The organism is Bradyrhizobium sp. dw_78 (assembly GCF_018449525.1).
Lineage (GTDB): Bacteria > Pseudomonadota > Alphaproteobacteria > Rhizobiales > Xanthobacteraceae > Bradyrhizobium.
The window spans coordinates 408866-434130 of sequence record NZ_JAAVUS010000003.1; the positions used below are offsets into that span (position 1 = coordinate 408866).

25 protein-coding genes are annotated in these 25265 nt (G+C 61.4%); 21 read left to right on the top strand and 4 right to left on the bottom strand.

The features are described 5' to 3' along the window. Positions 1-235: 235 nt before the first annotated feature. The 4 genes from HB630_RS10970 (at position 236) to HB630_RS10985 (ending at position 3622) form a co-directional block, all read left to right on the top strand. Complete coding sequence (locus HB630_RS10970; protein ID WP_213772247.1) at positions 236-1441, top strand: FAD-dependent monooxygenase; 1206 nt, start codon at positions 236-238, stop codon at positions 1439-1441. Positions 1442-1463: 22 nt separating this feature from the next. Next, on the top strand, positions 1464-2156 hold the full coding sequence (locus tag HB630_RS10975; RefSeq protein WP_213772248.1) for a DUF2848 domain-containing protein: 693 nt from the start codon (positions 1464-1466) through the stop codon (positions 2154-2156). Between the two features lie 50 nt (positions 2157-2206). Continuing rightward, positions 2207-2587, top strand: coding sequence for a cupin (locus HB630_RS10980; protein WP_213772249.1), 381 nt, complete (start codon positions 2207-2209; stop codon positions 2585-2587). 387 nt (positions 2588-2974) lie between these two features. Next, entirely contained in the window at positions 2975-3622 is a 648-nt protein-coding gene (locus tag HB630_RS10985) for a GntR family transcriptional regulator (RefSeq protein ID WP_213772250.1), read from the top strand. Positions 3623-3778: 156 nt separating this feature from the next. Here the strand turns inward: HB630_RS10985 and HB630_RS10990 are convergent, their stop codons facing one another. Then, a complete protein-coding gene (locus HB630_RS10990) occupies positions 3779-4291 on the bottom strand; it encodes a cupin domain-containing protein (RefSeq protein WP_213772251.1) in 513 nt (170 codons plus the stop codon). A 209-nt stretch (positions 4292-4500) separates the two neighbouring features. On the opposite strand from HB630_RS10990, the gene HB630_RS10995 reads away from it, so the two are divergent. After that, positions 4501-5367 carry a LysR family transcriptional regulator gene (locus tag HB630_RS10995; RefSeq protein WP_213772252.1) on the top strand — a complete coding sequence of 289 codons (867 nt, stop codon included), beginning with the start codon at positions 4501-4503 and terminating at the stop codon, positions 5365-5367. 22 nt (positions 5368-5389) lie between these two features. Here HB630_RS10995 and HB630_RS11000 read toward each other — a convergent pair whose 3' ends face one another. Then, positions 5390-6169, bottom strand: a complete 780-nt coding sequence (locus HB630_RS11000; protein ID WP_213772253.1) for an alpha/beta hydrolase — start codon at positions 6167-6169, stop codon at positions 5390-5392. Between the two features lie 360 nt (positions 6170-6529). Between HB630_RS11000 and HB630_RS11005 the strand changes: the two genes are divergently transcribed. From HB630_RS11005 to HB630_RS11030, 6 genes are all read left to right on the top strand, one after another. Beyond that, on the top strand, positions 6530-7729 hold the full coding sequence (locus HB630_RS11005; RefSeq protein ID WP_213772254.1) for an ABC transporter substrate-binding protein: 1200 nt from the start codon (positions 6530-6532) through the stop codon (positions 7727-7729). A gap of 44 nt (positions 7730-7773) precedes the next feature. Next, complete coding sequence (locus HB630_RS11010; RefSeq protein ID WP_213772255.1) at positions 7774-8652, top strand: branched-chain amino acid ABC transporter permease; 879 nt, start codon at positions 7774-7776, stop codon at positions 8650-8652. Then, positions 8653-9684, top strand: coding sequence for a branched-chain amino acid ABC transporter permease (locus HB630_RS11015; RefSeq protein ID WP_213772256.1), 1032 nt, complete (start codon positions 8653-8655; stop codon positions 9682-9684). It abuts the gene before it with no gap. 1 nt (position 9685) lies between these two features. Next, positions 9686-10453, top strand: a complete 768-nt coding sequence (locus tag HB630_RS11020) for an ABC transporter ATP-binding protein (protein WP_213772257.1) — start codon at positions 9686-9688, stop codon at positions 10451-10453. 1 nt (position 10454) lies between these two features. Beyond that, positions 10455-11210 carry an ABC transporter ATP-binding protein gene (locus HB630_RS11025; RefSeq protein WP_213772258.1) on the top strand — a complete coding sequence of 252 codons (756 nt, stop codon included), beginning with the start codon at positions 10455-10457 and terminating at the stop codon, positions 11208-11210. 229 nt (positions 11211-11439) lie between these two features. Beyond that, positions 11440-12894, top strand: coding sequence for an amidase (locus HB630_RS11030; RefSeq protein WP_213772259.1), 1455 nt, complete (start codon positions 11440-11442; stop codon positions 12892-12894). A 29-nt stretch (positions 12895-12923) separates the two neighbouring features. On the opposite strand, the gene HB630_RS11035 is transcribed toward HB630_RS11030, so the two are convergent. Further along, on the bottom strand, positions 12924-13817 hold the full coding sequence (locus HB630_RS11035; protein WP_213772260.1) for a LysR family transcriptional regulator: 894 nt from the start codon (positions 13815-13817) through the stop codon (positions 12924-12926). 160 nt (positions 13818-13977) lie between these two features. On the opposite strand from HB630_RS11035, the gene HB630_RS11040 reads away from it, so the two are divergent. The 10 genes from HB630_RS11040 (at position 13978) to HB630_RS11085 (ending at position 24046) form a co-directional block, all read left to right on the top strand. Further along, entirely contained in the window at positions 13978-14769 is a 792-nt protein-coding gene (locus HB630_RS11040; protein ID WP_213772261.1) for a crotonase/enoyl-CoA hydratase family protein, read from the top strand. Between the two features lie 225 nt (positions 14770-14994). After that, entirely contained in the window at positions 14995-16185 is a 1191-nt protein-coding gene (locus HB630_RS11045) for an ABC transporter substrate-binding protein (protein WP_213772262.1), read from the top strand. A 189-nt stretch (positions 16186-16374) separates the two neighbouring features. After that, positions 16375-17244 carry a branched-chain amino acid ABC transporter permease gene (locus HB630_RS11050; protein ID WP_213772263.1) on the top strand — a complete coding sequence of 290 codons (870 nt, stop codon included), beginning with the start codon at positions 16375-16377 and terminating at the stop codon, positions 17242-17244. 2 nt (positions 17245-17246) lie between these two features. Continuing rightward, a complete protein-coding gene (locus tag HB630_RS11055; protein ID WP_213772264.1) occupies positions 17247-18194 on the top strand; it encodes a branched-chain amino acid ABC transporter permease in 948 nt (315 codons plus the stop codon). Next, a complete protein-coding gene (locus HB630_RS11060) occupies positions 18191-18952 on the top strand; it encodes an ABC transporter ATP-binding protein (RefSeq protein ID WP_213772265.1) in 762 nt (253 codons plus the stop codon). The genes HB630_RS11055 and HB630_RS11060 overlap by 4 nt, the downstream gene beginning before the upstream one ends. A 1-nt stretch (position 18953) precedes the next feature. Further along, the gene (locus HB630_RS11065; RefSeq protein ID WP_213772266.1) at positions 18954-19658 is read left to right on the top strand and encodes an ABC transporter ATP-binding protein; all 705 of its coding nucleotides are present in this window, start codon (positions 18954-18956) and stop codon (positions 19656-19658) included. Positions 19659-19967: 309 nt separating this feature from the next. Beyond that, positions 19968-20486 carry a flavin reductase family protein gene (locus tag HB630_RS11070; RefSeq protein ID WP_218626077.1) on the top strand — a complete coding sequence of 173 codons (519 nt, stop codon included), beginning with the start codon at positions 19968-19970 and terminating at the stop codon, positions 20484-20486. A gap of 35 nt (positions 20487-20521) precedes the next feature. Continuing rightward, positions 20522-22000 (top strand): 4-hydroxyphenylacetate 3-hydroxylase N-terminal domain-containing protein, encoded by a 1479-nt coding sequence (locus HB630_RS11075; RefSeq protein WP_213772267.1) that lies wholly within the window; start codon positions 20522-20524, stop codon positions 21998-22000. Between the two features lie 25 nt (positions 22001-22025). Further along, positions 22026-23714: an FAD-binding protein gene (locus HB630_RS11080; protein ID WP_213772268.1), complete on the top strand. Its 1689-nt coding sequence runs from the start codon at positions 22026-22028 to the stop codon at positions 23712-23714. Continuing rightward, positions 23711-24046: a 2Fe-2S iron-sulfur cluster-binding protein gene (locus HB630_RS11085; protein ID WP_213772269.1), complete on the top strand. Its 336-nt coding sequence runs from the start codon at positions 23711-23713 to the stop codon at positions 24044-24046. The genes HB630_RS11080 and HB630_RS11085 overlap by 4 nt, the downstream gene beginning before the upstream one ends. A 129-nt stretch (positions 24047-24175) precedes the next feature. On the opposite strand, the gene dctP is transcribed toward HB630_RS11085, so the two are convergent. Then, positions 24176-25060, bottom strand: coding sequence for a TRAP transporter substrate-binding protein DctP (gene dctP, locus HB630_RS11090; protein WP_249780789.1), 885 nt, complete (start codon positions 25058-25060; stop codon positions 24176-24178). Between the last annotated feature and the right edge of the window lie 205 nt (positions 25061-25265).

The window sequence follows — 25265 nt, forward strand, 5'->3', positions numbered from 1 at the left end:
GACGTAAGTTACGGTATTTTATCGACGCGGATGCCGAAACAGGCAAAGTTGAAAACAAGCAATTCAAATTTGGGCCGCGCCGCTGCAGAAAATGCCCGCATCAAATGTCCGGAATGCCTGCCCGGTCAGGCGGCGAAACCGGGCAACTCCGCATTGACACTGAAAATATAGTAAAATATCACTGTCGTAGTAATCCCGCTTGCTGCGGCAGGCCGGCGTGAAGAGAGGGACGGTCTTGCCGGAGACAGAGAAGCGCGTCTTTATCGCTGGTGCGGGGCCGGTGGGGCTGGTTGCCGCCGCGAGCCTCGCAAGGCAGGGGATCCCGGTGACGGTATTCGAGGCGTCGGCGGAACTCAGCACCGAGTCGCGCGCATCCACGTTCCATCCTCCCACGCTCGACATGCTGGGCGATATCGGCGTGGTCGATGCGCTGATCGCGCAAGGTCTGGTCGCCCCTACCGTGCAGTACCGGACCAGGGGTGGCGGCCCGATCGCGCAGTTCGATTTCGGCGATATTGCCGATCTGACGGCTCATCCCTATCGGCTCCAGAGTGAGCAGTTCAAGCTGACGAGGATCATCGCCGACAAGTTCAGTTCGGACGACAATCTCCGCATTGAATTCAACCGGAGGGTCGAAGGCGTTACCCAGGACGACAGCGGCGTCGAGGTCGAGATTCACGAGCCCGACGGTTCGATCGAGCGTCGCCGCGGGCTGTGGCTGATCGGCGCCGACGGCGCGAGAAGTGCGGTGCGCAAGGCGCTCGACATCCCCTTCTCCGGTTTCACCTGGCCGGAGCGCTTTCTGGTGGTCTCGACGTCGTTTGATTTTTTCGAAGCGTTCCCGGATCTTTCGTCGGTCAGCTACGTGGCGGATCCGCGGCAATGGCATTTTCTGCTGCAGGTTCCGGGAATGTGGCGCGTCATGTTCCCGATCGCGGTCGAGGTGTCCGATGACGAGGCGTCCAGCCGGGAATTCGCCGTTTCGACATTGGGCAGTTTGATTCCGGCGGCGGCCGAAGCCAATATCCTCCATACGACGCTCTATCGCGTGCATCAGCGCGTCGCGGATTCCTTCCGGAAGGGGCGGGCCTTTCTTGCCGGGGATGCGGCGCATATCAACAATCCGCTTGGCGGCATGGGGATGAATGGCGGCGTTCACGACGTCGTCAATCTGTGCGGCCGGCTGGCGCGGGTCTGGCGCAAGGAGGCTCCGGAAGCCGAGCTCGACCGCTACGACCTGCAGCGGCGCTTGGTCACCGTGGAGCATGTGCAGCGGCAAACCATCGAGAACAAGCGGAATCTCGAGGCGAGCGACCCGAAGGATCAGGAAGAGTTCCGTGTCCGAATGGCGCGGACCGCCTCGGAGCCTGCGATGGCGCGCGAATATCTGCAAAAGATATCGATGATGGCGAGCCTGAAGCGGGCATCCGAGCTCGGTTGAATTCAACGTGTTGGAAAGAACGATGTCTGGTCAGAGTCTGAAACTCAGGTTTGTCGACGGGAAGTCCACGGTGACGGAGACCGTTGACGTTAAAAGATGCGTGATCGCCGGCTGGACCGGAAGGGATCCGGTGGCGCTTGAGGAGCACATTGTCGAGCTGGAGAAGTTGGGCGTCAAACGGCCGGCGACGGTCCCGATCTTTTACCGCGTCGCGGCAGCCCGGCTGTCGACTAGCGATGCGATCGAGGTGCTTGGCGATACGTCGAGCGGTGAGGTTGAATTCGTCCTGTACCAGAAGGGCGGACGGCTTTGGGTCGGCGTGGGCTCCGACCACACCGACCGCGAGGCCGAGACGATCGGCATCACGCTGTCCAAGCAGATGTGCGACAAGCCGATCGCCGATGAATTCTGGGCCTATGACGACGTCGCGGCGCACTGGGACGAATTGCAGCTTCGCGCTTACATTGTGAGCGACGGCGTTCGCGTTCTCTATCAGGAAGGCTCCATCGCCTCGATGCGATCTCCGGGCGATTTGATCGGGCGCTACGACGGCGGGGCGGCTCTTCCCGAGGAGACGATGATGTTTTGCGGGACGTTCGCGGCGCTTGGCGGCGTGCGGCCGTCGGCTGTTTTTGAGATGGAGCTGGTCGATCCGCGCCTCGGCCGCTCGATCAAAAAGCTCTACACGATCGAAAAATTGCCGGTGCTCGGGTGATGAACCTCGTTCCGGGTGGCAGATAGACGCATAAAGCAAGAGGTGATGACGTGGCTGTAAACAAGAAGCATGACGAATTCCATACGCTCGATATGAATGCGGGTTGGGAAGTGCCGCCTGGTTATCCGTCGGGGATCAAGCAGAAGATCCTGTCCGGAGCGCTGGACGAGGCCAACAAGAAGGGCAGCCGCACCCGGCTTCTGAAATTCGATCCCGGCGTATTCACGGTTGATCCGTTCGTCCATGAATACTGGGAAGAGGTGTTCCTGGTGTCGGGCGATCTCACCGTTGGAAATGACAAGCAGGGCAAGGGCGGGGAATCGTTTTCGCCGTTTACCTACGCCTGCAGGCCCCCCGGTGCGTTTCACGGACCCTTCAAGTCCGAGGCGGGCTGCCTGCTGCTCGAGATGCACTATTTCGATCCGGCATAGACCGCTGCCCGACGACAGCTTTATCCGGGCGATGCAACGCGGTCGGATGGGCTGTTGCCGCAGGTCGCATCGGTCTGGCCAGGTTATTTATGGCGCTTTTTGAACGAAGTGGCTTCCGCTTCGCGTGAAGAAGGCGCGTCAAAACAAAAGGTCGAGTTTCGGTTCTGATTTCCATCAGAATCGAAACGGCTCTGGTGGGCGAGAATTCCGGTCAGCCGGTGTCTGAGTTTGTCAGCCGGAGGCAAAGGCGCGGCAGGCATCCTTCAAGAGGTCATCATGGTCCGTCGTCAACGGCAGGAAGAGCCAGGAAGGACAAGGTCCGCTCCCGACAAGGCGCCGCGTAGCGGTCCTGCTCATCTTGCAACCGCAAGGGCGAAAGCGGAGGGCGTGCGTCGGCTTTCCCTGCGTGACCAAGCCTATGAGGCCATCAAGCACGATATCATCACCTGTGCGCTACGGCCCGGCGAATATATCAACGAGAGCCTGCTGAGCGAGCGGCTGAAGTTTGGCCGAACGCCCGTGCATCAGGCGATCGACCAGCTCAAGCTTCAGGGCCTCGTGGATATCATTCCACGCAAGGGTATCATCGTCCGGCCGGTCAATCTCGCGGAGATCATGCAGGTGGCCGAGGTCCGCATGATCAATGAAATGGAATGTGCGCGGCTGGCGGCGGCTCGGGCGTCGAAGTCGGAAATCGGGGTGATGCGCGACATACTGGCCAAGGCCGATAAAGCCAGGAACACGCGCGACATCGAAGCCCTGATGATGCTCGACCGCGACTTTCACAGCATGCTGGCCCAGTCGGCCAAGAACATTGTCTTGTCCGATTTGCTCAGAACGCTCCACGAGCGATCGCTGCGGGTCTGGTTCATATCCCTTAACGACGCCGAGCACCTGAAAAAAGTACATCGCGAACACGAGGTTATTGTCGAAGCCCTGGTCGCGGGTGATGCGGACCGCGCGGCGGACGCGATGCGGACGCACATTCTGTCCTATCGCGGCAATATCGCGCGGCACGTCGATCCGGCGGCATGAGGAAAGGCATGTGAGCGACCTTCCCCAAGCGCCATATCGACGGCGTCAACGCTGTCCGGCTGACCGATTTGCGGTGCCGGTTACGCGGTCCGATCGGAATCGACGAACAGCCTGTGCCCTTCGCGTCCGCCAAGCAGGACGTGAAATGCTGCGAGCTTATTTTGGAATAGCAGGCTTTAGGTCGGTCCAGCCGAACACCGTGCGGGCTTCGATCTCGGCGATGTTATCCGGCCGTGGGAACGGCGCGGGAGCCGGTTCCCCGGCTTTCTTCGGTCGTCCGATTTCCTTGTGGAAGTCGTCGAGACCGCCCGGGCAGAAAAACAAAATCAAAACCAGCGGCTCGGTGCCGGTGTTGTTCCACTGGTGCTTGCGATTGAAGCCGAGAAAAACCGCAGACCCGGCGGCAACCGGGACTTCGTCCCTGCCGTCGAGCTTGATGGTGCCGGTTCCGGAGGCGACGTACACGATCTCTTCGTTCGCGCTATGGGTATGTTCACGGATGAAGCAGCCCGGCGCGACGCTCTGCGAACTCAACGAAAATTTCGTAATGCTGTTGACCGCCCTGTCATTCAGCAGGTTTCGGACGAAGCCGTTCGCGGGCACCGGCTGCCAGAACGACTCGCCTTCTGCCGAGCCCACCACCTTGATTTCACCAACGGCTTCACTCATTCCGACGTTCTCCATATTCCCGGCCGCTGCACAGCCACGAAATCTGCAAGAGCAGCTGCGTAAAGTGTACGGGACCGGCGGGTGGGGCGGAAGGGCACAAAAAGGCGGCTATATTCCTGACATTTTCGAATTAATCGGGTCCGGTCTTGTCTCGTTTGGGGGCAGCCCGATATGGCGCGCCCACGGATATCCGGGGACGGCATCCGAACATGGCGTCTGAACTCGAGGTTTTCATCCTTGTCGCTGAAAGCGGCGGGTTTGCCAGCGCCGCCCGGCGGCTGCGGCTGACGCCGTCTGCGATCAGCCGCCGCGTGGCCCAGCTCGAGGATCGCCTCGGCGTGCATCTGCTTTCGCGCACGACTCGGAAAGTGGAGCTGACTGCGGCGGGGGAGGCCTATTTTCTGCGGATCAAGCCCTTGCTTGCGGCAATATCGGAGGCGACGCAAAATCTCGAGACGTTTTCACCGGTCCCTGCCGGTCAACTCCGTATCAGCGCTCCCGCCGCGTTCCTGGAGCGCAGGCTGGTGCCGCTGGTCGGTGAATATCTGGAGGTGAACCGGCAGATGCGCATCGAGATGGTGCCGTCGGAATTCAGTTCGAGCGACGAATTCGATTTCACGATCCAATCGCTGCCGTCTTCCGATCAAGGCAAGGTTTCGATCAAGATCGCGGCAAATCCCTGGATCATCTGCGCGGCGCCATCCTACCTGGCAACGTTCGGTACGCCTGAACATCCAAGGGAGTTGCAGGCGCATAGTTGTCTGACGATCAGCACCCATCCGCATTGGCAGTTCATCGTCGATGGAAAAGAATTGACCATCGTGCCGCCGGCGCGCTTCATCAGTTTCGGCGGCGCCGTGTATCGGGCCGCGCGGGAAGGGCTGGGCATAGCTCGGCTGGCGGCCTTTCTGGTCAGTGAAGACCTGAAAAGCGGAGAACTGGTCAGGTTCCTGGATCAGTACGGCAGTTCGCGCGAACGCGATTTCTATCTTGTGGCTGACAAAGAGAAAATATCGCTGACGAAGTTCGCCGGCTTCGCGGATTTCATCAAGACGAAGTTCGCGGCAGGGTTCTGAGGTTCAAATCCATGTCGGAGCATCAAACAGAATGACCGGTCAGGAAATCATCGAGAACGGCGTTGTATTCGTCGCTTCTGGTCTCCGGGATAAAGTGCCCGCCCTCGTTGAGGACGACGTATTTCGAGCCGGCGATGCTGCGCGCGACTTCGTCCGACATATATTTCGGCACCAGCGTATCGTCGCGAGCCGCCACGACCAGTGTCGGCGCCCGGATGTCCGGGATCAGCGACGTCATGTCGGATTGCAGGATCGCATTGATCCGACTGATGGTGATTTCGATGTCCGGCGGCCCGCCGCCGGCCTCGAACGCCTGATCGTGTCGTTCGGCATATTCCGGCGGATAGCGGAAGAAAATTCCTGCCTTATGGAACAGATCGACTTCGCCCAGTTCCAGCAGCGATCGGCGAAATTCGAACACGCGCCGGAAGTAATTTCCCGGCTTGCACCATGTCGAGGAGAGCACGATGCGCGATACCCTGTCCGGCATTTTCGCGGCCAACATCTGAGCGATCGCGCCTCCCGTCGAATGGCCGACGACGATGGTGGATCGGACGCCCGCTGCATCCAGGACCGTTCTGGCGTCATCCGTCATCTGGTCGAGGGAGTAAGTCTGCCGGCTACGGGCGCTGGCTCCTGTTCCGCGCTGGTCGATCGTGATAACCCGGAAGCGGTCGCTGAAATATCGGATCTGCCGATTCCAGAAAGAGCCGACGCCTCCGAAGCCAGGGATAAACAGGATCGCATCGCCTCGTCCCTTGTCTTCGTAAAACAGCGCAGAGTCGGGTCCGGCGTGGGGCATTTCGCACTCCTGGTTGCTGCGGTTTCGAAACAATCGCGTAACCGGAGCGCACGGGTAGTACAGAACCTTCGGAACGATAAGCGTCAAAAAAATCAACAATGGCCGTGCGCGGATGGTCAGTTATTCATGCGCCCGAGAAAAGCCGGAGTGGATGCCGTCGATCGGAGCGCCATGCAATGGAATTGAGCAGAAATGGCCTGCTAAATCGGCAGTGCGCCCTGCGATCTTCTGTGAAGGTGATCTTTGCGAAGGTGTGTTCGTGAGTTTTTTCTACGTTGCCGCTGTGCTGACATCGATTGATAGTCAATCCGTGGCAGAGCGTGCGTTTGGTGTGAGTACTTCAAAGGAGCTTGAGCTAATATGAATCGATCGCGGATGTTGATGGGCGGGAGCGTCGCTCTGCTTGCCCTTTTCCAAGTCGCTCTGGCCCCGGGTGTCCAGGCGGCGGAGCCGTTCAAGGTCGGCTTCATCGGCGCATTCTCCGGTCCATTCGCCTCCCTCGGCGAAGGCTTTGACCGCGGTGCGCGGCTTTATGAAAAGCTGCACGCCAAGGATCTGCCGCCGGGCGTCACGGTCCAGGTCATCCGCCGGGACGATGCCGGCAGCCCCGACAATACGCGGCGCATCGCGCAGGAACTGATCGTCAGGGAGCATATCAAGGTGATTGCCGGGATTGCGCTGTCGCCGCAGGGCTTTGCCTTGGCAAAGCTGGCGACCGAAGCAAAGATTCCGGTTGTGCTCATGAACGCAACGACGTCGAGCCTGACGCGGTCATCGCCATATTTCGTGCGCTTCTCCTACACCCAGTGGCATACGGCGTATTCGATCGGTGTCTGGGCCGGCAAGCAAGGCATTAAAACCGCCGACAGTCTTGTCGCCGACTACGCCGCCGGCGTGGATTCGGAAGTCGCCTTCAAGAAGGGATTCGAGGAGAACGGCGGCAAGCTCGTCAATGCCGTTCGCGCTCCGATGGTCACGACCGACTACCTGCCCTTCATGGAGAGGATCAAGGCCGACAAGCCGGATGCCGTTTTCACCTTTGTGAATGGCGGCCGCATGGCGTCGGTGTCGAAGTCATTCACCGATACGGGACTGAAGGCGGCCGGCGCCAAGCTGATCGGCCCTGGCGACGTTGCGCTGGATGACGAAGTGCGAAACCTGCCGCCGGACATCGCGGGGGTCATCACGGCCGCAAGCTATACCGTCGGCAACAAATATCCCGGCAATGTGGAGTTTGTGAAAGCCTGGAGGGCTGAGTACGGCGCGGACTCGACGCCGAACGTGACCGCCGTTTCCGGTTGGGATGGGATGTCGGCGATTTATAGCGCAGCAAAGGAGCTGGGTGACGGCGCCGATTCCGATGCCATCCTTAAATATCTTTCGAACTGGAAGGGAACCGATAGTCCGCGCGGCGACGTATCGATCGATCCGGCGACGCGGGATGTCGTCTTGCCGATCCAGATCAACAAGGTCGAGATCGTCGACGGCAAGCCGACCAACGTGACGATGGAAACGTTGCCGCCGCTCAAGGATCCGTGGAAGACATTCAACCCGGAATAAGTCCGAGCTGTGTTGATGCCCCGTAAACAAATAAAGGATGGTTCGTGAACTGGAGCGAGCTTCTGGTCAGCATTCTCTTTACGGGAACGGCCTACGCGATGGTGCTCTACGTCATCTCGGTCGGTCTGTCCGTGACGATGGGACTGCTCGGCATCGCAAATCTCGCCCACGGCGCATTTGCGATGGCGGGTGGCTATCTGCTGGTCGAACTGCTGGGACGGTTTTCCCTGCCGTTCGGTATCGCGCTCATTGTCACGGGTGTCGTCGTCGCCGCCGTCAGTGTCGTCCTTGAACGGCTATTATACGTGCATGTCTACAAGTCGGGAGAATTCGACCAGGTTCTCCTGAGCATGGGCATCATCTTCGTCGCATCGGCCCTCGCGCAGTACATCTATGGCCCGATACCGATGAGTGTCACCATTCCCGCCTCGCTCGGCGGCGGTGTCGAAATCGGCGGGCGGTCATTCCCGCTGTACCGGTTGTTTCTGATCGGCTGTGGCGTGGCGACCTTTGTCGGGCTGCTGGTGTCGATCGAGCGCACCAGCATCGGAGCTCGGATCAGGGCGACCGTCGACAACCGCGCGATGGCTGAGTCGATCGGGATCAATACGGGGGTGCTGTTTTCGATTGTGTTTGCGTTTGGCAGCGCGCTGGCCGCCATTGGCGGCGGCCTGGGCGCCGACATGATCTCGGTTGCGCCGGGCTATCCGTTGGAAAATCTCGCCTACTTCCTGATCGTCGTCTCGGTCGGCGGATTGGGAACGGTCAGCGGGCCGTTCGCGGCGGCGCTGTTGCTGGGAATAGGCGACAGCGCCTGTAAAATCCTGGCGCCGCAATTCGGCGCGTTCTTCATCTACGTGGCGGTGTTCGCGGTTCTGCTGGTCCGGCCGCAGGGCCTGTTCGGCCGGTTGCAGGTGCAATAAATGTCATCGGCAAAGGACATCGCGGTTTCGCAGTTGATGTCGCTTCGCAGGTTGCATCCTGCCGAGCTTGTGCCCTGGATCTGCGCGGTGGTGGTTTGGTTCTTTTTTCCGACCTACCTGCCATTCGCGACGCAAATTGTCATCATGATCCTGTTCACGCTCTCCTACGACATCGTGGTGGGGTATGCCGGTATCATCATTCTCGGGCATACCGCATTCTTCGGTGTCGGCGCCTATTCAGCCGGGCTGCTCACGCTGGCGGGCTGGCAGGAGCCGATCTCGGGATTGCTCATGGCGGGCATTGCGGCTGCGGCGGTCGGCATCACGGCCGGCGCCATTATCCTGCGTACGGCGGGTCTGACATTGCTGATGCTGGGGCTCGCGCTGACGCTTCTGTTCGGCGAACTCGCCAACCGCTTTCCCGAGATCACGGGCGGGCATGATGGTTTGCAGGGCATCACGACCTCGCCGATATTCGGGCGTTTCGATTTCGATTTGTTCGGCCACGTGACGTTCATCTACAGCGTCGCCGTTCTATTTGTGGCGTGGGTTGCGGTTCGCGCCCTGGTTCATGCGCCGTTCGGGCGTTCTCTGGTCGGCATTCGGCTGAATCCGGCCCGCATGCAGGCGATCGGCGTGCCGGTGCGGCAGCGGAAGTTGGTTGCCTTCACCATCAGCGCGGGGCTTGCGGGTGTCGCCGGTGCATTGTCCGCCCAGACCACGCAATTCGTGTCGCTCGACGCGTTCGGACTCGGTATGGCCGGGACCGTCCTGATCATCCTCGTGATCGGAGGCCGGGGACGGCTTTATGGCGCTTTCATCGGCGCGCCGGCCTATATGATCGTGCAGGACGCCTTGGCCAAGGATGATCCCGTCTTCTGGCTGTTCTGGCTCGGCATCATCCTGATCCTTGTCGTGTTGTTTGCTCCGAATGGGCTGTTGGGTCTGTTCAGCAGAGCCGGAACCTTCTTGAAGTCGAAATGGAAATCTGCCGCAACGGACCCGCGGCAGCCGCAGAGCGAGCGGAGGTAACATGCGTACTCCGGTAAGAGGCTTGCCGTTCGCGCTTCGCACCAGCGGCCTGACCAAGTCGTTCAACGGTCTGAAGACGGTCTCCGGCGTCGATTTCTATCTGGAGGTGGGGGCTCGCCAGGCGCTGATTGGTCCAAATGGCGCCGGCAAAACCACCTTCATCAATCTTTTGACCGGGAGCATTCCGCCGACCAGCGGCACGGTCTGGGTCAACGAAGAGAACGTCACGCCGCTCGCAGCCTACCAGCGCGTCAAGCGCGGTCTGGCCAGGACATTCCAGATTAATTCGCTGCTGCGTGAATTGAGCGTGCTGGAGCATGTGCAACTGGCCGTCGCCGAGCAGGTCGGCGCCGGTGGAAAGCTGTTTGGCGGGCGGCGGGTGCAACGCGAAACCGCCGAGGCCGCCTACGATATTCTGGAGCAGCTCAAGCTCGAACAGAGCGCGATGTTGCCGATCACCGAGCTCTCATACGGCCGGCAGCGGCTGGTCGAGATTGCGATCGCGCTGGCGCTCAAGCCGGCTGTGCTGCTGCTGGACGAACCGGCCGCGGGTGTGCCGCCGGCGGATTCGCATCTGGTGTTCGAATTGATCGAAGCGCTGCCGTCGAATGTGTCGGTTCTGTTCATCGAGCACGACATGAAGCTGGTCGCGCGGTTTGCCGAGCGGATCAGCGTTCTCGTCGCTGGCGAGATCGTGCTCGAAGGAACGCCGCAGGAGATCGCGGCCAGCACTCTGGTCAGGGATATCTACCTGGGACACCGGCACTGACATGCAAGCTGAGCAACAACCGAACGACGCCGTCCTGCTGTCCTGCGACAGGCTCAATGCCGGCTGGGGCGCGACGCATGTGATCTCGAACATCAGTTTCGAGCTTCCGGCGGGCGAGACGCTGGCGATCCTGGGACGCAACGGAGTCGGAAAGACCACGCTGATCTCGGCGATCGCCGGCCGGGCGGACGTCAGGAGCGGCACGATCAAACTTGCCGGCCAATCGATCGAGACGCTCGCTCCCTATGTCCGGGCCGGGCTGGGAATAGGCTTCGTTCCGCAGGAGCGGGAAATCTTCCCGTCGCTGACGGTGGAGGAAAATCTCACCGTGGCGTACCGGCCGGCCAGGAATGGCCAGAGCGTCTGGAGCCTGGAGCGGATTTACGATCTTTTCCCCCGTCTCAAGGAACGCCGCCGTCTCGGCGGGACGAAGCTGTCCGGCGGCGAGCAGCAGATGCTCAGTATCGGGCGCGCGCTGATGGGCAATCCCAAGCTTCTGCTCATGGACGAACCGATGGAAGGGCTTGCGCCGATCATTGTCGAACTCATCGTCGATTCCCTGAAGCGCATCCGAAAGGAATCCGGCATTGCTATTCTGCTGGTCGAACAGCACGTCGATATCGCGATGGAGTTCACCAACCGGCTGATCGTGCTCGATCGCGGGGCAATGATCTTCAACGCGGCCGATGGCCAGCAGGCCGTCGAGCGTTCGTTCATCGAGACATTGGTGGGTGTGGAAACCATGGGGGCCGGCTGAGCCGATCGAATTTCCACATCCGAATCAGACAGGGGCAGGTGCGGCGCGATGGTGCCGACCGGCCGAGGGGAAAACCTATGAAAGCCATACGCGAAGACGAAGCCCTGGATTCTTGTTTTGACGCGTTCTCTTCACGCGAACCGGTATCCACCCCGGATCAAGTCCGGGGCAGGCTTCGCTCGAAAACGCTCTAAGTTAACCTCAAACCCGCAGTCGAGAACGAGTTCAAATGAGATCAGACCTTGCTTTTGCGCCAGCTACCGAGCTGCTGCGCCTGATGGAATCGCGCGAAGTTTCCTCACGGGAAATTCTGGAACTCCAGCTGGAGCGCATCGCCAGATTCAACCCAACGGTCAACGCCATCATTTACCTGGACGTCGACGCGGCACGCGCCCGTGCGGATGCCGCCGACGCCGACCGTGCCCGGGGCAAGATCTGGGGCAAGTTGCACGGCCTGCCGATGACGGTGAAGGACGTTCACAACGTCGCCGGCTGGCCGACCACCTATGGCGATCCGGCCAACCGCGATTGGCGGCCGGAGCGGAATGCCGCGGTGATCGACCGTCTCATCGGTGCGGGCGCGATCATCTTCGGGAAGACGAACGTCCCGTTCAACTCGGCCGACTTTCAGAGCTTCAACGCGATTCATGGCACGACCCATAATCCCTGGGCGCATGGGCGGACGCCCGGCGGATCTTCGGGAGGCGCTGCGGCGGCTTTGGCGGCCGGGTTGAGTCCCGTCGAATTCGGCTCGGACATCGCGGGATCGATCCGGTTTCCGTCGCATTTCTGCGGCGTCTACGGACACAAGCCAACCCACGGCATCGTTACCGCCGAACATAATCTTCGCCGCGGCGCATGGCTCGACAATGACCTGCTGACCTCCGGTCCAATGGCCCGCAGCGTCGAGGACCTTGCGCTGTTGATGGATGTGGTGGCCGGTCCCGGTGGACCAGCGGCAAAGGCCTGGTCGCTGGATTTGCCGGCGGCGCGCGCCACGCAATTGCCGGACTTCCGGGTCGCCCTGATCGAGGATTCCGCGGTGGCGCCGATCGATGCGCCCTATCGCGCGCGTATCCGCGAATTCGCTGGCCTGCTCCGCGGCGCGGGCGCAAACATCGCGGCCGATACTTTTCCCGCTTTCGATCAACGGGAAGCGCATGAGACCTTCATCAGGCTGCTTCGCGGCTCGGCGGCGGCAAGCCTTCCTGAGTCCGTTTACGATACGGCGGTGCAAATCTCGGAAGGCCTTGCGAAGACGGATATGAGCTACAAGGCGCAGCTCCGCCGCGCCCAGGCGCAGCGGCATCGCGACTACATCTTCGCGGAACAAAATCGAATGCGCATCAAGCAGGCTTGGGCGGAATTCTTCGAGAAGTTCGATATTCTTCTGGCGCCGGTCACGCTGTCGTCGGCATTCCCGCTTGACGAGCAGACGGTACGGGAAGAGCGCACCCTGAACGTCAACGGCAGACTGGTCGACTACAACGACCAGATGTTCTGGGCCGGTTATTCCACGCTTCCCTCGCTGCCCGTCACCTCGATCCCGATCGGATTCGATGCGAACGGGCTGCCCGTGGGCTTGCAGGTGATCGGGCCTTATCTGGAAGACCGGACAACGCTGGCTTTTGCCGCGGCCGCAAGCGCCATTCAGTCGTTCGTGGCGCCGCCCGGATTTTCGTGACCAGAGAGAAGCTGGCGTCGCCGTCCGCTCTAACGCAGCCGGCGCACCATGAAGTCGAGAAACAGCCGGTTGCGTTTCGGGATCAGGTTGCGCTTCAGCATGATCGCCGTGGTGCGAAGCGGGGGACTTTCCCAGTCCGGCAAGACCCGGATCAGGCGTCCCGCCTTGAGATCGTTGGCGCATAGAACGTCGTTGAGGATGCCGATGCCGACGCCGCTCAGCACCAGTTCCCGGACCAGGCTGATATTGGCCACTGTCGCGTGCGCGGCGGCAACCTCGATCTGCTGTTTCTGCGAGCGCTTGAGGAATGTCCAGACGCCGTCCTTTCGTTGCAGCTCGGTCACGATGCAGCGGTGTTCCGCCAGCTCGGCCAGGGCCTTTGGCGTGCCGTGGGTTTCGAGATATTTCGGTGAGGCATAGGCGGCGCGCCGGAGCGTCGTGAGGCGGCGGTGAACGAGGCGGGAGTCGGGCAGGCCGCCGAGGATGATCGCGATGTCGTGCGGTTCGCGCACGAGGTCGACAACCCCGGTGTTGATGGAGATGTTCAGCGATATTTCCGGATAAGCCAGCGCGAAGTCGGCGACCGCCTTGCCGAGCCAGGCATTGCCGAATTCCATGGGGATGCTGACGCGGAGCGTGCCGCTCAGACCGGACTGCAATTCGTCGACTTCGAGGATGGCTTCCTTAATTTCCGCATCGACCCGGCGGGCGTAATCGATGAGCCGCGTGCCGATCGGCGTCGGCGCAAGGCCACGCGAATTCTTCTTCAGCAGCAAGGCGCCGATGTTCTTTTCGAGCAGAGCCAGCTTGCGGCTGATGGTTGCCTTGGAGAGGCCTGTAATTTCGCTGGCGCGGGTGAGCGAGCCGGCGCGGACGACTTCCGCGAACAGGAGCATGGCGTTGACGTCAAAGGCTTCGTTCATCATCGTCCCACGTCAAAAACGGACAGCTCCTTTTCGAATTTAAGTATAGCTCCGGTGTTTGAGGCCGCCTAGCGTTCGCGACAAGCTGCGATGTGCATTGGCGCGGGAAGCGGTGTACGTGGACCGTTCCGGTCTGGCGTGGTTTCAGGATGGATCCGGAATGACTTCTGATCTGGTCACTTACGAGCTCGAGGACAATATTGCGCTTATCGGCCTGAACCGGCCGGACAAGCGCAACGCCATCAACGATGATCTCCTGCGTGCGCTGAGCGAGGCCGTCACCCGCGCCGGCGATGAAGCTGACGTCGGCATTCTTTTCGGTCACGGGCCGAACTTCTCTTCCGGCCTCGACCTGGCCCAGCTTGCCGAACGGCTTCGCCCCGATGCGCCATATCCGCGCAAGCGAAAGCGATATATCTGGCACACCGCGTTTGACCTCATCGCCCGCGGCACCGTCCCATTCGTGGCGGCGCTGCATGGTGCGACAATTGGCGGCGGTCTCGAGCTTGCCGCGGCGGCGCATCTTCGTGTGGCGGATGAAACGACCGAGTTTGGATTGCCGGAAGGGCAGCGGGGCATCTTCGTCGGCGGCGGCGGCTCGGTGCGAATCCAGCGTATCGTCGGCTATACGGTGATGGCGGACATGATGCTGACCGGCCGGATCCTGAATGCGGAAGAAGCCCGGCAGGTGCATCTCGCTCAATATGTGGTGCCGCCGGGCCAGGCGCTCGCCAAAGCGCGGGAAATCGCCGGCAAGATCGCCATGAATACGCCCCAGACGAACTGGCAGATCACCAATGTCCTGCCGCGGATCGGCGAGCTGTCGCATGACGACGGATTATTCATGGAATACCTCAATACGTCCATGACAAGGCCGCCCGAGGCCCGGCAGCGGCTGAACGAATTCCTCGAGAAAAAGGCCAGCCGGTTGAAACTGCGGAACATGGAATGACGATGGTCCATCGCCGTCCCGGTCCGCGTGGCGGCGCTGGTGGATGGATCGGCGCTGCTCTCTCGATCAATAAGAGGTCATGTTTTGGGCTTTATGCCTAAACTTCTCTCAAGGGACCTTCCCGGCCGGCCCATGTCTTGACAACGAGAGCGGGGGCATGGCTAAAGTGACAGTGATGTTTCACAAGTTGTGCAGCGGCCATATCGCCATGCAAGGGAGTTCGAAATGAATCTCCGGACGTTCCTCAAAACTGCCCTGGCGGGCTCGCTCGCGCTGGCCACGGCGCTGCCGGCTTATGCCGACAGCACCGGCATAACCCCGACGTCGATCAAGATCGGCTTCATCGGAAGCCTCACCGGGCCGGCGGCGATCTGGGGTTCGGGCAACCTCGCAGGCGCCGTTCTTGCTTTCGAACAGCAGAACGAGGCCGGCGGCATCAACGGTCGCAAGTTCGAGTGGGTTTCCATCGACGATGAATCCTCGGCGCCGAAGGGAATCGCCGGCTTCAACAAGCTGGTGCAGACCGAGCAGGTTTTCGCGGTGATCGGCCCCAGCGCCAGCGCGGTCGGGGTTCCCATGAAGAGCGTGCTCGCGAGTTCCGGCGTGCCGGTCATCATTCCGAGCTTTTCCTCGCCGGACATGACGGAGCCGCTGATCAAGAACGTGTTCCGGACCGGCACGCTGAACGACCGCATGCAGGGCCGCGCCATTGCGGACTATCTCGTTCAGATATTGAAGCTCGATCGCGTGGCGATCATGCGGCAGTCGGACCAGTACGGTGCGACCGGAGCCGGCGCGATTACCGACCGGTTGAAGGAATTGGGCAAGGCCCCCGTTGCAGTCGAGACCTTCAATGCCTCTGACACCGACCTGACATCGCAGGTCCTGCACTTGCGCGGCGCCGACCCGCAGGCGATCGTCATTTATGGTTATCCGGCCCCGAGCGCCATCGCGACCCGGCAAATCCGCGAGCTGGGTATCAAGTCTGAAATCATCGGCTCTTCCGCCACCTCGAACCAGAACTATCCCGAAATGGTCGGAAAGGTCGGTATCGGCGTCAAATTCGTGGCGGTGGGCGATCTCCCGGAATCCGATGACAAGCCAATGGCGGATTTTCGCGCCGCGTTTCAGAAGCGCTATCCCGATCTTGCGCGACAGGGTCGCCCGGCGACAAGCGACGTGACCGGCTACGGCGCAGCGAAGAATGTGATTGAAGCTCTGCGACGCGCCGGCAAGGACGTCACGCGCGAGAATTTCATGGCGGCGCTCGAAACCTTCGATGGTTACAGCTCCGGCGTGACCATGCCGACCTATCTCTCGCCGACCCGCCACGAAGGCAATTCGCAAATGCGGATCGCGATCATCACCCCCGAATTGACGCGTGAGATATTGCCCGGCGCAATCGACGCGAAATAGGACGTTACAGCGGCTTCGGGCGGAAGTGGATTCCGGTTCGCGTGAAGAACCGCGCCAAACCAAAATAGCAGGGCCCGGTTCTGATTCAATCAGAGCCGATAAGGTTCAAGATCAGGGAATGGCGTCGAACTGACGGCGCTATCTTGATGTTTCATCGTTTAAGCTGCCAGCGCCGAGACGCCCGCCCTTATGGATATTCTTCAGATCGTTGCGAACGGGGTGCCGGCCGGCATGATGTACGGGCTGGTCGCGCTCGGCATTGTGCTCATCCATAACGGCACCAATGTCGTCCATTTCGGCTATGGCGAGCAGATTACGCTGTCGGCCTATATCGTGGTCGTGTTGCAGGTCATTTTCCACGTCCCGTTCTGGCTTGCCTGCCTGGTGTCGATCGTGCTGTCGGCCTTGTTCGGACTGGCCATCTATCTCGGCATTCTCGGCCCCCTACGCCGGACGCCCCTGATCGTGCAGATCATCGCGACGCTGGCCATCGGTCTTGGAATACGCGAAGGGCTGCGGGCCTTCATGGGGCCGGACCCGTGGCCGTTTCCGGCAATTGTCGCGAATAAAGTCTATGACGTGCATGGTGTGTTCATCACCACGGCGAACATCGTGGTGGTGACGGTTTCCATCGCGATCGCGGCGCTGCTGTTCCTGTTCTTCCGGCTGTCGCGATATGGGCACGCGATTCTCGCGGCGTGCGAGAGCCCGCGAGGGGCCTCGATCGTCGGGATTTCGGTGAAGCAGGTGTCGGCGGCGATCTGGGTCCTGGCATCGGTGCTGGCCGCAGTTGCCGCGTTATTGATGGCGCCGGTGCTGACGCTGTCGCCGGACATGGGATTGATCGCGATCAAGGGATTTTGCGCGGCTATTTTGGGCGGTTTCGTCAGCCTGCCCGGCGCGATCGTCGGCGGGGTCCTGCTCGGGCTGATCGAGACCGCGGCAGGATATTATATTTCCACCGCGACGAAAGACATGGTCGCTTACGGCGCGCTGATCGCCATGGTGATCTTCATGCCGCAGGGGCTGCTCGGAAAACGCCAGATAAAGAAGGTTTGACGATGGACAAGCGCCTGATGCTTGCCTTGTTGATCGCCTGTCTCGCCGCGCTGGCGGCCGGACCGGCATTTCTCTCCGTGCATGCCATTGTCCTGATCACGCTGATCGCGACGACGTCCATCATCACCTCGGGCCTCAGCATCGTCACCGGGCTTGCGGGGCAGATCACGCTGGCGCAGGCGGCGTTCTGCGCTTTCGGGGCCTATGGCGCTTCATTGATGTCGTCCTATGCGGGAGTCCCGATGTGGGTGACGATCCCGGTCGCGACCGTGATCACGGCCTTCATCGGTTACGGCCTCGGTGTGGCGTCGCTGCGCGTGGAAGGCCACTATCTGGCATTGGTGACGCTGGCATTCGCCGGGATCGTCAACCTCGGAATTCTGAACCTTGCCGATCTGACGGGCGGCGCGGTGGGGCACGCCGTCGAGCCCTTTGTGTTTTTCGGATATTCGCTCACCTCGCCGACGCAGCTTTATTATCTCTCCATGATTTCGGCGCTGATCGTGTTGTGGGGTGTTTTCAACCTGATCCGGTCGCGTTGGGGCCGCGCCTTCAGCGCACTTCGCCAGAGCGAGGTGGCGTCGCTGAGCCTGGGCGTCGACGTTCGCCGCGCCAAGGCCGTCGCGTTCGGGCTGAGCGCCGGGCTCGCGGCGCTGGGCGGCGCGCTGCAATCGCTCCAGACCACCTATCTCGATCCGGTTCAGTTTACGGTCCTGACCGGCGTGTCGTATCTGTCGGTCATGGTGATCGGGGGGCTTGGCCGGCTGTCCGGGGCCATCATCGGGGCCGCGATTTTCGTGTTGCTGCCCGATTTGCTCGGCGCCTTCAAAACCTACATGGGGTTGATCTTCGCCGTGCTGTTGCTCGGGATTATCATGGTCGCGCCCTCCGGGCTGGGAGATCTCGTCTCGCGTCATCGCTGGTTCAAGTCGCGGGAGGCCGTTTCGTGAGCGGATTGCTGTCGCTCTGCGACGTCACCGTCCGCTTCGGCGGGCTGGTTGCCGTCAACAACGTCAGTATCGACGTGCAGGAGGGCATGATTCACAGCCTGATCGGGCCGAACGGCGCGGGAAAGACCACGATCATCAATACGGTGACCGGCGTGTATGCGCCGACAGAAGGAGCGATCTATTTTGACGGCCTGCCCCTGGCCGGGGTCCCGCCCAATCAGATCTGCCGCCGCGGGCTCACCCGGACCTTCCAGAACACCGAGCTTTTCGGTGAGATGACCGTGGCGGACAACGTTCGGGTCGGGATGCACAGCACGGCGGAATATGGAATCGTATCCGCGATCCTGGCGTCGCGGCGCTGCCGGGCGACCGAAGCGAAAATCAGCGAAAAGGTCGCTGAATTGCTCGATATCGTGAATCTGACGGATCAACGTGGAACGGCGGCCCGCGCGCTTCCGCTGGCCAAGATGCGCAGGCTGGAGCTGGCGCGCGCGCTCGCCGCCAATCCCAAGATGCTGTTGCTCGACGAGCCCGCGGCGGGACTGCGCGCATCCGAGATCGAGGAAATGAACGCGACGCTGCTGATGCTTCGCGACAAGCTCAAGATCGCGATATTGCTGGTGGACCACGTTATGCCGGTGGTGATGGGCGTGTCTGACCGGATCACGGTGGTCAATTTCGGCCAGAAGATCGCCGAAGGAACGCCAAAGGACGTGCAGTCGAATCCGGCCGTGATCGCCGCCTATCTGGGGCATTAGGATGCTGGAAGTCGAACATCTCAATGCCGGTTACGGCCTGGTGCAGGTTCTCAACGACGTCACGCTTTCGGTGCCGGAAGGCGCGATCGTGACGCTGCTCGGCGCCAACGGCGCCGGCAAGACCACCGCGCTGAATACGATTGCGGGATTGATGCGGCCGTGGTCCGGGCAGGTGACGTTCCGCAACCGGCGATGCGACGCGCTCCCGGCGCACCGGATCGTGCGGCAGGGGTTGTCGCTTGTGGCGGAACAGCGTGAACTGTTTCTCAGCATGACGATCCTGGAAAATCTGATGCTGGGCGCCTATACGCGCAATGACCAGAAGGAGATCCGGGAAAGCCTGGAACTGGTGTTCGAGATCTTTCCCCGTCTGGCCGAGCGCAAGGCCCAGGTGGCGCGCACCTTGTCCGGCGGCGAACAGCAGATGCTTGCGATCGGCCGCGGGCTGATGGCGAAGCCGTCCTTGCTGCTGCTGGATGAGCCCTCGCTTGGCATCGCGCCGCTGGTGGTGCTGGAAATTTTCGACCAGATCCGCAAGATCAACCGGCTCGGCGTGTCGGTCTTCGTGGTGGAGCAGAATGCCAAGATCGCGCTTGAGGTCGCCAGCTATGGCTACGTGATGGAGAACGGACGCATCACGGTCGAGGGCGCGGCGGATGTGCTGCGCAGCAATCCGAAGATTCAGGAAGCCTATCTCGGCATCTAGTTCGTGACGGCCATGACAATCGCCGGGACGCGGCGCTGCTTAACTATTCAGCGTACAGGTCTGCGGCCACAGGCTTTCCAGTCCGGCCGTGTGCGGCCCGGCTGAAATATAACAATACGAATATATTACAATGGCTTACGGCCAGTGCCGACGCGGCCGGCGGCCGCGGCTGCCGGCCGCCCGGCACACGAAAAGCGCGCCAGGGCAGGCGCGTCTTTGGGCTTGACCGGGTCTCCGAGATACCTTTATTACAAAGGTAAATCATGCGGTATAATTGGCTTTCTGTGGCGCTGTTGCCGGAGTTTCGAGTTGATTGATCGTCACGCCTTTCGCAGGGCTTTGTCCCAGTTCGCCACCGGCGTTGCGGTCGTCACGGCGCGCGGCGATGCCGGCGCCGCGGTCGGCATGACGATGAGTTCGTTCAATTCGGTGTCGCTCGATCCGCCGCTGGTGCTTTTCAGCGTGGAGCGGAAAGCCTACAGCCTGCCGTCGATGCTGGCTGCGAACGGATATGCCGTGAATATCCTGAGCCGGCAGCAGGAAGCGCTTTCGAACCAGTTCGCGAAATCGCTCGGCGACAAATGGAGCGATGTCGAACACAGCCTCGGCCATGCCCAGTCGCCGCTGATTCACGGTGTACTCGCTCATTTCGAATGCGAGCCCTATGCCAACCACGACGGCGGCGACCACGTCATATTCATCGGCCGCGTCATCCGGTTCACGGCGCGAGAGGACGGCGAGCCGTTAGTGTTCTTCCGCGGCAAATACCACAATGTCAGCCTGCACGACCAGCGCCAGCCGGCATGGCCGCTGCCGATCCATTACTGAATTCGTTTTCGTTGCATTGAAGAAGGACAGATAGAATGATGAAAACTGGCAAACAGCATATCTCCGGGCTGCGAGATGGGCGCACGATTTTCATCGATGGCGAACGCGTCGATGACGTGACGCAGCACCAGGCCTTCGCGCGATCTATCGCATCGGTGGGCCGGCTGTTTGATTTCGCGTCCGCGCCGGAAAACCGATCGCTGATGACCTACACCGCGCCCAATGGCGAGCCGGCCAACCGGATATGGGAGCTGCCGCTGAACTACGCCGATCTGGTGCAGCGAAGGCGTGCGCTTGAGACGTGGGGCGGCCTGCATGGCGGCTTTATGGGGCGCGCGCCGGATCACGTCGCATCCTGTATCGCAGGCATGTATATGGGTCTCGATGTCTTTGAGGCTTATGACCGGGACCGGGCCAAGGCCCTGGCCGACTATTATGCCTATGCGCGCGACCGGGATCTTTACCTGACCTATGTGATCATCAATCCGCAGGCCGATCGCTCCAAGAGCGCTTCGCAGCAGAAGGACGCGTTTCTGACAGCTGCCGTCGTCGATCAGGATGCCGAAGGGATCACGGTTCGCGGCGCCAAGATGCTTGCGACCGGCGGCATCATGGCGGATGAGGTGTTTGTCACCAGCATCCAGCCGCTTCAGCCCGGCGACGAAGCGCACGCATTGTCGTTCGCGATCCCGATGAATGCAAAGGGCCTGACCCTGCTCTCGCGGAAGTCGTACGAGGAAGCCTCGCCATCGGTATTCGACAATCCGTTGTCCAGCCGCTTCGATGAGAATGACGCGGTGATTTATTTCGACGACGTCAAGGTGCCCTGGGATCGCATCTTCATCTTCAAGAATCTCGAAATGTGCCAGAAGCAGTTTCATGCGACCCCGGCTCATGTCTATCAGAATTACCAGGCGATGGTGCGCCTGTCCGTCAAGGTCCGTTTTCTGGCGGGGATCGCCCAGCGGATCGCCGAGATCAACGGCATCGTCGGCTTCCCGCAGGTGCGCGAGACGTTGGGCCAACTGGCCGCGGAGGTCGGGATGGTCGACGCCTTCGTCGCCGGCATGGAAGCCAAGGGCACGAATTATGGCCGCTATTTCATACCCGACCGGCACATGCTCTACGCGGCGCTCACGCTGACGCAGCAGCTTTATCCGAAGATACTGAATACGCTGCGCGACCTCGCCGGCGGCGGTATGATCATGTTGCCGTCGTCGGTCGACGATTTCAACAACCCGCAGATTGCAGCACTGATCGGACGGACCCAGCAGTCGCCAGCGGCGAACGCAACCGACAAGGTGAAGTTCTACAAGCTGGCCTGGGATGCGGTAGGATCGGAGTTTGCATCCCGCCACCAGCAATATGAGATGTTCTATTCCGGCGCGACCTTTGTTACCAAGGGGCACTCGTTCCGGACGTATGACTGGGGCGCGGCCCGCGAGCTCGTGAGTCAGATGCTGGACGGCTACGACCTTGAAGACGAACTGAAGCGATCGGAGGCGCCCGCGTAGAGGAGAGCGCAACTGGGGACAGCGAATGCACCTTGAGACCGATGTTCTGGTGATTGGCGCCGGCGGCGCCGGCATGTATGCCGCGCTCGAGGCGGACCGCGCCGGTGCCTCGGTTATCCTCGCCGACCGCAGCCTGATCGGTCGCGGCGGGGCGACCGTCATGGCGCAGATGACGGTTGCGGTCGCGCTCGGCGAGCAGACGCCCGATCACTGGGAATATCATCTTGCCGATACGCTCACGGCCGGACGCGGCCTGTGCGACGAGCGTCTGGCGGCGATATTATGCGAGGACGGGCCGCGACGCATCCGCGAGATGGATGACTGGAAGGTCGGCTGGGCGCGCGAGGACGGTCATATCAAGCAGGCGCAGGCGCCGGGCCACGATCGGCCGCGCTGTGTCTATGTGGACTTTCTGTCGACCGGTCCCGCGGTTTCCCGGACCTTGCGCACGCAGCTCAACGGCGTGAGCGGGATCCGCCGCATTGGCGATCTTGCGATCGTCGATATTGCCGTCCGCGACGGCGAAGCCTGCGGTGCGGTCGCGCTGCATGTCCCGACCGGACGCATAGTGACGATCGCCGCGAGGTCGGTCGTGATCGCAACCGGTGGGTTGACGCGGCTCTACCGGCGCAACAGCGCGTCATCGAACATGGGGGGCGACGGCTACGCGCTTGCGCTTCGCGCCGGCGCCGAACTCATCGATATGGAGTTCGTGCAGTTCTTTCCGATCGGTCATCTCGCACCCCGGCTTGTCGGCATGGACCCGATCATGTGGGACCCGTTTCGCTACAAGCTCGGCGGCAAGCTGCTGAATTCAGAGATGCAGGAATTCGAGGAGGGCTATGCCAGCGCTGATACGCGCAGCGACGGCAATTACGTGCTGACGCGCGATCTCGCGACCTATGCCATCTCGAAGGAGGTCGAGGCCGGACGCGGCAGCCCGGCGGGCGGCGCCTATCTGAGCTTCCAGCATATCCCCGAGGCGGACATTCGCCGGGCCTTCGGTCCGGTCGTCGACCGGCTGGCCGCCAACGGGATCGATCTCGCCCGTCAGCCGGTGGAGGTGGCGCCGATCGCGCATTATCATATGGGCGGCATCCGGGTGGATGATGCGCTCCAGACGAAGATTGCGGGACTTTATGCCTGTGGCGAAGCGGTGGGCGGCGCCAACGGCGCCAACCGGCTTTCCGGCAATGCGATCACCGAGGCTTTGGTGTTTGGCGCGCGCGCCGGCCGTCATGCCGCGCTTCGTGCGTCGAATGGCGCGGTCGCATGGTCGGCGGAGGCCGCGCGTCCCGCGGTCGATCTGGTGAACAGCGCCACGCGGCGGGATGCTCCGAATACCGCGGCCATGATCGTCGAGCTTCAAGCGCTGATGGCCGAGAAGGCTGGCCCGTTCCGCACCGACGAAAACCTCCGCATCGCCGCCGACGCGCTGGCGCGACTGACCAGGGATATCGGCGAGACGCCGCTTTCGTCTGCCGACGGGTTCGATCCCGTCCTGGTCGACTGGCTCGACCTTCGCAACATGTTGCTGGTGGCGCAATCTGTCGTGCTGCCGGCGCTTGCCCGCACTGAGAGCCGTGGCGCGCACCAGCGCGAGGATTACCCGGGCCTCGATGACAGCTGGGCCGTCAATCAGCTTGTCAGTCTCTCGGATGGAAGGCTCGAACTCAGCCGAAGTGCGCCGGTGACGGGAAGGGGCGCCGCATGAAGGCAACGCTTGCCATTCAGCGTGGATCGCCCGGCGAGGCCTCGCACACCGAGACGCTGGAAGTGGCCTTCGAGCCCGGCCAGTCGGTGCTTGATGGTCTGCGGGTGCTGCGAAGGGATATCGACCCGTCGCTGGCGTTTCGCTTTTCCTGCATCAATGCCAACGCCTGCAAGGAATGCATGATGCTGATCGACGGCAAGGTGGACTACGCCTGCACCGTGCGCCTTAAGGAAGGTGTGACCACGCTCGCGCCGCTTCCGAAGAAGAAGCTGATCCGTGATCTCGTCACAGAGATCGCACCGCCCGACGAGCGGCTTCTGCCGTCGTCTTAGAGCCTTACCGGTTCTGATTGAATCAGAGCCGGGCCCCCATATTTTGGTTTGACGCGTTTTCTTCACGCGAACCGGACGCCACTTCGCTCGAAAACGCTATAGGCCCGCCTCTCCAGAACGCGGTCAAATTCACTCCACGATCGCCGCCGCCTCGGCCGGGACTCTGGCCCGCCAGGCGGCGATCGGCGCTTTCGCCGCGTCGCGAAGTGCTGCGATAATCGACGGGTCGACCGGGGCTCGGATATTCACGCCATTTAATCGCATCTGTGCGAGGTTCTCGGACATCCGGTTGGCGAGAGCCTCGAACTGACGCTTTTCCGTTTCAGCCGCGGCCATCGTGACCTGGTCCTGAACCTCCGCCGGAAGCATTTCGAAAGCGTCCATGCGGACGAAGGCGAGCGAGATGGGAACGGCGTAGTTGATCGGAGTGAAGTGCGGCAGGTAGCGCCAGAGCCCTTTTTCGGCGCCTCCGTCGCCGGAGGTGAGGATCGCATTCAGCTTGCGGTCCTTTACCCCGGCGAGCGCCTCATTGAATGGAAGATATTCGGCCTTCGCGCCCATCACCCGCATGACCTCGGCCGAGTTGTAGTCAAAGGTTCGTATCGTTGCCGCGCGAAGATCGTCGGCGTTATCGAGGGCCCGATCCGACCACAGGCCGGTCGAGGGCCATATGGTCATATAAAGAAGCTTGAGCCCCCGTGTTTGCAGCGCCCTCTCATAGAACGGACGCGCCTTCGTGTTGATCGTCTTCGCGGCATCGATCGATTGTGCGACAAACGGCAGCGACGCAAGGCCGAACACGGTGTCGGATGCCTCGAGCGGCCCGGCGAAGGCGTCGCCGCCGGTGATGCGCCGCTCGCCCGCCGCGCGCAGCATCTCCCCCGAACTGATTCCGAGTTCGTTATCGAAGGCATTGGTTGTCGTCACCAAACCTTCGGTGCGTGAAGACACCAGCCCGCCGAATGTGGCCAGACCCAATCCCGAAATATTGCTGCTCGGATATTCGGTCGCCATTTGCCAATTCACGGGGGCATCGGCCGGCCTGTTCATTGCGGGGGGCGCTTTGTCCGGATGACGCCAGTCATAGATACTCGGTTTCCCGTGAATTTGGATCGAAGCCGGATGGCTGTCGAATGACACCCATTGGTTATCAGAACAGGATCATGCTGTGTAGGCCGGCGCGGCATGGCGGCAGTTCCCAAAGCTGGTGCGCCCCTTT